General features: G+C 62.6%; 8 protein-coding genes. 3 read left to right on the plus strand and 5 right to left on the minus strand.

Annotation, left to right across the window (positions count from 1 at the left end; all coding sequences use genetic code 11):
• Positions 1–130 precede the first annotated feature (130 nt).
• Positions 131–1,309, minus strand: a complete 1,179-nt coding sequence (locus IQ26_RS06895; protein WP_145715186.1) for a cysteine desulfurase family protein — start codon at positions 1,307–1,309, stop codon at positions 131–133.
• Positions 1,310–1,563: 254 nt separating this feature from the next.
• Between IQ26_RS06895 and IQ26_RS06900 the strand changes: the two genes are divergently transcribed.
• Positions 1,564–2,238: an alpha/beta hydrolase gene (locus tag IQ26_RS06900; RefSeq protein ID WP_027154148.1), complete on the plus strand. Its 675-nt coding sequence runs from the start codon at positions 1,564–1,566 to the stop codon at positions 2,236–2,238.
• Between the two features lie 13 nt (positions 2,239–2,251).
• On the plus strand, positions 2,252–2,917 hold the full coding sequence (locus IQ26_RS06905; RefSeq protein ID WP_145715188.1) for an FMN-binding negative transcriptional regulator: 666 nt from the start codon (positions 2,252–2,254) through the stop codon (positions 2,915–2,917).
• Positions 2,918–2,923: 6 nt separating this feature from the next.
• Here the strand turns inward: IQ26_RS06905 and IQ26_RS06910 are convergent, their stop codons facing one another.
• From IQ26_RS06910 to IQ26_RS06925, 4 genes are all read right to left on the minus strand, one after another.
• On the minus strand, positions 2,924–3,730 hold the full coding sequence (locus tag IQ26_RS06910; protein ID WP_240547024.1) for a phosphatase PAP2 family protein: 807 nt from the start codon (positions 3,728–3,730) through the stop codon (positions 2,924–2,926).
• Positions 3,731–3,805: 75 nt separating this feature from the next.
• The gene (locus IQ26_RS06915; protein ID WP_145715232.1) at positions 3,806–5,407 is read right to left on the minus strand and encodes an ArnT family glycosyltransferase; all 1,602 of its coding nucleotides are present in this window, start codon (positions 5,405–5,407) and stop codon (positions 3,806–3,808) included.
• Positions 5,408–5,493: 86 nt separating this feature from the next.
• Positions 5,494–5,826 (minus strand): lipid-A-disaccharide synthase N-terminal domain-containing protein, encoded by a 333-nt coding sequence (locus IQ26_RS06920; protein ID WP_145715193.1) that lies wholly within the window; start codon positions 5,824–5,826, stop codon positions 5,494–5,496.
• Positions 5,819–6,547, minus strand: a complete 729-nt coding sequence (locus IQ26_RS06925; RefSeq protein WP_145715195.1) for a glycosyltransferase family 2 protein — start codon at positions 6,545–6,547, stop codon at positions 5,819–5,821. The genes IQ26_RS06920 and IQ26_RS06925 overlap by 8 nt, the downstream gene beginning before the upstream one ends.
• 230 nt (positions 6,548–6,777) lie before the next feature.
• Between IQ26_RS06925 and IQ26_RS06930 the strand changes: the two genes are divergently transcribed.
• A partial coding sequence (locus IQ26_RS06930) for a transposase family protein (RefSeq protein WP_420846395.1) occupies positions 6,778–7,030 on the plus strand: 253 nt, incomplete at its 3' end.

A 7,030-nucleotide genomic window follows, 5' to 3' on the forward strand; every position in this document is an offset into this window, starting at 1 on the left:
GGCAGTTTTCAAACTATGGCACCGCATGGCGGCGTAAGTTCCATATAGTGCGTTTCCACCGGAAATTCACCCGGCCAAAACGAAACGCACGGCTCTACCAGGCCCGAAGGCCTGCGTTTGTTTGCCGCGCTCAGGCGGCTTCTTCCCTGCCCGCCTTTTCCCTACCGGCTTGCCGCGAGGCAATATCCGCCAGCGCAGCGCGGAACAGTTCGATGTCCTCGGTGCTCGTTGCGTGGCCGATGGACACACGCAAAGCGCCAAGGCTGTCATTGTACCCCATGGCTTTCAGCACATGGCTCGGGCCGACCTTGCCCGATGAACAGGCGGATCCCGCCGACAGCGCCACCCCGGCCAGATCGAACGCGATCTGCGCCGTCTCGGCCTTGATGCCCGCAATAGCGAAGAATGTCGTATTGGCAAGCCTCGGCGCACCGGTTCCGAAGATTTCCGCATCCGGCACCAGCGTTTTCACGATGGCCTCGATCTCGTCGCGGTGGCGAGCAACCGCATCGATGCTCTTCAATCCGATCAGGGCTTCCCGCGCCGCCGCGCCAAAACCGGCGATCGCGGCCGCGTTTTCGGTGCCGCCACGATGACCCTTTTCCTGGCCGCCTCCGGCGATCAAGGGCCTTGGCATCATCAGGTCCGAGGCGGCGACGATGGCGCCAACACCTTTGGGGCCGCCGATCTTGTGCGAAGACAGGATCAAGTAATCGGCGCAACCTGCCGACATATCCAGCGGAATGCGGCCGGCTGCCTGCACGGCGTCGACAACCAGGATGCCGCCAGCCGCCTTGACGATTTCGGCGATGCGTTCGACGGGCTGGATAACGCCGGTCTCGTTGTTGGCGGCATGGATCGCCACCAGCGGCAGGCCGTCCGACTTGTCATGCGCGGCGAGCGCCGCCGCCAAGGCCTCCAGCCTGACGACGCCGTCGGCGTCGACGCCGATGCGCGTCACCCGAGCTGCCGGAAATCGCCCGCCATTCAGCACGCAAGGATGATCGGCTTCGCACACATAGAGCCGGCACATGCGGACAGCGCCGCGCCCCATCTGCCAATCCGGCGTCAGCAGCGTCGAAGCGGCTTCCGTCGCACCGGAGGTGAATACGACGTGCTCGGACCTGGCATTGGCCATCGCCGCGACATCGCGCCTCGCATTCTCGATCAGCCGCCTCGCGGCGCGACCCTCGGCATGGACCGACGACGGATTGGCGGCGACATCGAGCGCGGCAATCATTGCGGCGCGCGCCGCGGCAAGCAGCGGCGCGCTAGCATTGTAGTCGAGATAGGCGCGCGTTCCGGCCATTTTCGTTTCAATCGATCCCTTCAAGAGCCATTCCGCGAGGATAGCGCGTTATTTCCTTGAAATTGCAAGGCAAGCCGTCCTATTTACGCGGCTTGCGGCGCGGATGGCCAAGCCACGATGTTTTGACCACCCAGTTTTGAACAATTCTAAACTAGCTTCTAGAAAGACGCTCGCCCTGCGTCAAGACCTGGGAAGCTGGGGCCAGAGGAAGAGTTGTTCCGGGCGCCGCGCATTCGTACGGATTGGAGTCTTTTATGCCTGAGGTCATTTTCACCGGTCCGGCCGGCCGCCTGGAGGGTCGTTACCAGCCTTCCAAGGAAAAGAGCGCGCCGATTGCCATCATCCTGCACCCGCACCCCCAGTTCGGCGGCACGATGAACAACAAGATCGTCTACGACCTCTTCTACATGTTCCAGAAGCGGGATTTCACCACGCTTCGCTTCAATTTCCGGGGCATCGGCCGCAGCCAGGGCGAATTCGACCACGGCACCGGCGAATTGTCGGATGCGGCCGCGGCACTCGACTGGGTGCAGTCGCTGCATCCGGATTCCAAGAGCTGCTGGGTCGCCGGCTATTCGTTCGGCTCGTGGATCGGCATGCAGCTTCTGATGCGCCGGCCCGAGATCGAAGGCTTCATCTCGATCGCCCCGCAGCCCAACACCTATGATTTCTCGTTCCTAGCACCCTGCCCGTCGTCCGGCCTCATCATCCATGGCGACGCCGACAAGGTCGCGCCGCCAAAGGACGTGCAGGGGCTGGTCGACAAGCTGCACACGCAAAAGGGCATCACCATCACCCAGAAGACCTTGCCCGGCGCCAACCATTTCTTCTCCAATGACGCGGATCTTCTGCTCCAGGAATGCGCGGACTATCTCGACCGCCGTCTGGCCGGCGAGTTGTCCGACCCGCGGCCAAAACGGCTGAGATAGTCGGCGGGCGACGATGTACCAGCCCCCTCATTTCCAGGAAACGCGGCAGGACGTCCTGCACGGACTGATCCGGGCGCATCCGCTTGGCCTGCTGATTTCAAATGGAGCTGAGGGGCCGGTCGCGAACGCGATCCCGTTCCTGCTCGACGCCCCCTCCCTGCTCGACGCAAAGGCACCGCCGAACGGCAGGCTGCGCGCCCATCTGGCGAGGGCCAATCCGCAATGGCGCCTGCTGGCCGACAGCCCGGCATCGCCCGTGCTGGTCGTATTCCAGGGCACCGATGCCTATGTGACGCCATCCTGGTACGAGACCAAGCGCGAGACCGGGAAGGTCGTGCCGACCTGGAATTACGCCATCGTCCAGGTGCGCGGTGCCGTCCGGGTGATCGAGAACCAGGACTGGCTGGCCCAGCAGATTTCCGACCTGACGGTGTCTCAGGAAGGCGCTCGCGAAGCGCCCTGGGCGGTGACCGACGCGCCAGCCACCTTCATCCAGTCGCAGATCAAGGGCATTGTCGGGCTGGAAATCGAGATCACGGACATGCAAGGCAAGTGGAAGGTCAGCCAGAACCGGCCCATCGCCGACCGCAGCGGTGTCGCCGAGGGGCTCGAGAGCGAGGCGAACTCGCCCGACATGATCCGGCTGGTACGATCCTACGGCGGACTGGATAGCAAGTAGTCCCGCTCAGGGACTGGCTGCCTCCGGGAAAAGCATCCGCGACGGGCCTGCCGGCTTGCGCCACGTCGCGCGAAGCCTGAATGTCTTCTTGCGGATCGGCAACCCCGCCGCCGTGTGGCGGAAGATGAAGCCGAGCCGGGCAAAGATCAGCGCCGTAACGACGGTGCAGCCCACGCCGAGGCCGAAGCCCGCGATCGCATCGCTCGGAAAGTGCGCGCCGACCACAATCCGCGTCACCGCTATCCAGATGGTGATGGGCAAAACAGCGTATTTCCCCCACGATGGGAAAAGTAGCATCACCATTGTCGCAGCCGCGCCCATATTCGCAGCATGGCCGGAGGGAAAACTGGCGAAATACGGGTCGAACTTCAATGGGTGGAACGAGAACAACCCTATGTCCAGGGCTGGCCGTCCCCGGCCGATGACGTACTTCAGGACCGTCACCGTCAGTCCTGACAATCCGATCGCGCTCACCACGAAGAAGGCGAAGCAGGTCCAGTTGTACGCAACCATGCGCCAACGCTTTGAAAGGGCTTGCCAATCCAGCAGATTGACCCGCACGAACAGCAACAGGGACGGGATGAGAAACCAGCCGCCCAACCCGAAATTGGTGAAAGCCTTGGCAACTGCCACAAACCCGCTCGGCAAATGAGCCCGCCAGCTGACAGACACGCCGTCGACGAAAACCATGCAGGCAACCGTCAGCAACAGATAGACGACCACCAGGGCCGGCCACGGAATCCTGGAATAATTGGCCGGTCGCCTCGCAAATCGGGAACGAGCTATCGTCACCGTTTGCTGGAGATTGCCCATCGACCGAGCCGGCAGCTTTCGAAGCAACTCAAGAACCGGAGCTCTGCGACCAATGCTCATGTCAAACCACTGAAGTCAGTCGGCGATCCGGTATAGACCAAGCGACATTTTCTCCCCCGACGAATAATTGACGCCATCGATCCGAGCGACGCGGTTCGCCGACCTGCCCTGCCCTGCCAGCAGGTCGTCCAGCCTCTTTTCTTCGCCGACCGGTGCCAGCGCCAGCGCGCAGGCGGGATCGGCAAGCAGATGTTGCGCAGTACCATCGAGATTGGTCAATATCGTTTTTGTGCCCACCATAAAAACCAGGCTCGGTTCGTGATACCCGGCGGAGGCGAGCACCGTCGTCTCGCAAGGCTGATTGGCGCGAAGCGCAGCCTCTATCTCGCGGCTCATCCAAATCGGCTTCAATGACGGCGCGATGACGCCGAACAGCAAAGCATAGCCAATGCCCGCACAAATCGCGATTGCTCCGATGCGGCCGAGCGGCACTTGCAGTTGGCGAGAAAAGCCGAGATAGCCGGCCCCGACCGCCGCAAGGGCCGCCGGAATGCTCCACCATAAGAACGCTCCGGTAAAATAGAGCGGCGCGGCGATGCAAAGCACCGCAAGGCCTGTTGTGACCAAGGCGAGGCCAAAGGCGGTCGCCCACCACAACCATTTCTGCCAGCGCTGCAGCGGCGCATTCGCCTTCTCCGGATGCAACGTCAAAAGCCAGCCGACCAGCAGCGCCATGCCGGGATAGGCCGGCAGGACATAGTGCGGCAGTTTTGTCGGGATCAACTCGAACAAAAGCCAGAACGGGATGTACCAGGCGAGGCAGAAGCGGAGCCGGGGATCATCGCGCAGGCGATTGAGGGCCTGGAGCCCGGCGCCGAGCGCGATCAGGCCGAAGGGCCACATGAACAGCGAATAGGTCAAGACATAGAAGCCGGGCGGGGCACCATGGGATTCCCTGCCCTGCGCGACCTTGCCGAGCATGTCGTTGCCGACGGCTTGCTGCAGGAAAGTGCCGCCGCTTTTCCAGGTGATGAGGACGAGCCAGGGCAGCACGATCAGCAACACGAGAGCCAGGCCGCGCCCCGCCTTCAGCTTCGACAACCAGCGCCAGTCCCGCTCGAACGCGAACAGCACGGCGACCGTGAGCGCCGACAAGAGCGGCGCGATCGGGCCCTTGATGAGGATTGCACCACCCTGGGCTGCCCAGAAGATCCATGGCAAATGGCTGGTGACGGCTGCATTCCGGCGCGAGGCCGTATAAATCTGCGCCAGTGCGCCTTGCGCCGCGATGCAACAAGCCAGCAGGACCGCATCGGTCTTGGCGTCACGCCCCTCGAAAGCTGTCGCGAAGATCGCGGCCATGACTAAGCCGGCGGCAAGACCGGCGCTGGCGCCGAAAAGATTAGCTCCTGTCCAGGCCGTCGCCACAACGGCGATGGCGATGCCAAGAGCCGAGACGAGCCGATACACCCAGACCGGCGCCGCAGGCCCCTCGCCGCTTAGCGCTACGGCCAGGGATTGCAGCCAGTAGATTCCTATCGGCTTCTGGTAGCGGGAACCCTCCTGGAAGCGAATGTCGACATAGTCGCCGGTCTCGACCATCTGCTTGGTGGCCTGCATGAAGCGCGGCTCGTCGCGGTCGAGCGGCGGCATGGTCGCCAGCCCCGAAACCGTCATCAGCAGGCTGAACAGGAAGAGAAAAAGGTAGTTCCTGCTCGCCACGTCGGCCCCTCCCCGTTCGCTTGTTTATGGAGGCAGGTTGCTCAATCGACCTTTGTCATCGCCGCCTTGCGCTCGTTGGCGATCAGCCAGAGATTGCGGATATAGATGAACAGGCCCATGGACTGGCCGGCGATGAAAACCGGATCCTGCCGCTGGATGGCGTAGATCAGCAGCAGGCAGCCGCCGCCGAGCGAAAAGAACCAGAAGGCGATTGGCACGACGCTGCGCTTGGCTCTTTCCGAGGCGACCCACTGCACGACGAAACGCATCGAAAAAAAGAACTGGGCGACGAAGCCGAGCAGAACCCAAGCATCGAATTGCTTGACGAAGACTTCGTGAAGCCAGGTCGCTAATTCCTGAAGCACGTTAGCCATGCCTGATTTCCTCTGTTTTTGGCATTCTCCGGCGCCTTCGGCGCAGCCACCAGACACCGGCGAGATCAAGCACGCCTTGCAGGCCGCGATCGAAAATCCCGTAATTCGACTTGCCGTGGCGGCGGGAACGGTCGACGACGTCGCAATGCACGACCCGGTACCCTTCCTGGATGACGAGGGCCGGAACAAAGCGGTGCGTGCCATCGAAGAACGGCAATTTCCTGAGGATGTCGGTATGGATCGCCTTCAGGCCGCAGCCCGTGTCGCGGGTTTCGTCATGCAGGATGGCCTTTCTCAGCCAGTTTGCAAAACGGGACGCCAGTTGCTTGATCTTGCTGTCGCGACGCTTCAGCCGCTCCCCTTGCGCAACACCGAAACGGGGACCGGCCTGGCGAAGGGCATCGACCAGCACCGGAATATATTGGGGATCGTTCTGGCCGTCGCCATCGATCGTGGCGACGATATTGCCGCGTGCCGCCCATGCCCCCGAACGCACCGAGAGAGACTGGCCGGCGGATTTCTCATGCCGCAGGTGCCGGAGCGGAAACGGGCAAAGTGCTGCCTGGCCGGCAAGCACCGACGCAGTGTCATCGGTCGAACCGTCGTCGACGACGATCACCTCGAAATCGCGCCCAGCCATCGCCGCCCCGATCTCGTCGAGCAGAAGCGGCAGGTTCGCCGCCTCGTTCCGGCAAGGGATGACGATGGATATCTCCGGCATGTCGCGTCGGGCTCTGTCACAGGATATGGCATTCGATTCGATGCCGTGCGGTGCCGTTCCAGTGGGTCAGGTGCTGCAAGAACCCACTGGCGCGGCGCTTCATTACGCCAGCCGAAACGATGAAGCAAGCATGCCGGATCTCGTCCCAGGGCTCCGAACTCAGGTTAACGCGCTTTCGCTGTTGTCGATTGGCTGATTCCATGGGCGCTCATTGATTCGGAGCGCCCGCCATGACCATTGCTGCCCTCGAGGGGTTCGAGAAGCCGCGCCTGAAGGCGCTTCTGGACCATTTTGCCGCCATAGAGGACCCGCGCGAGCCGTGGCGAGTCGCCCATCCGCTGAGCGAAGTGCTGTTCCTGGTCGTCTGCGGCACGATCTGCGATTGCGACGACTACGATCTGATCGCCGACTGGGGAAAGGCCCATCTCGACTTCCTGCGCCGCTACCTTCCCTACCATCATCGCGTGCCTGGCGGGCGCTGGC

This window comes from Mesorhizobium tianshanense, assembly GCF_007830515.1.
Lineage (GTDB): Bacteria > Pseudomonadota > Alphaproteobacteria > Rhizobiales > Rhizobiaceae > Mesorhizobium > Mesorhizobium tianshanense.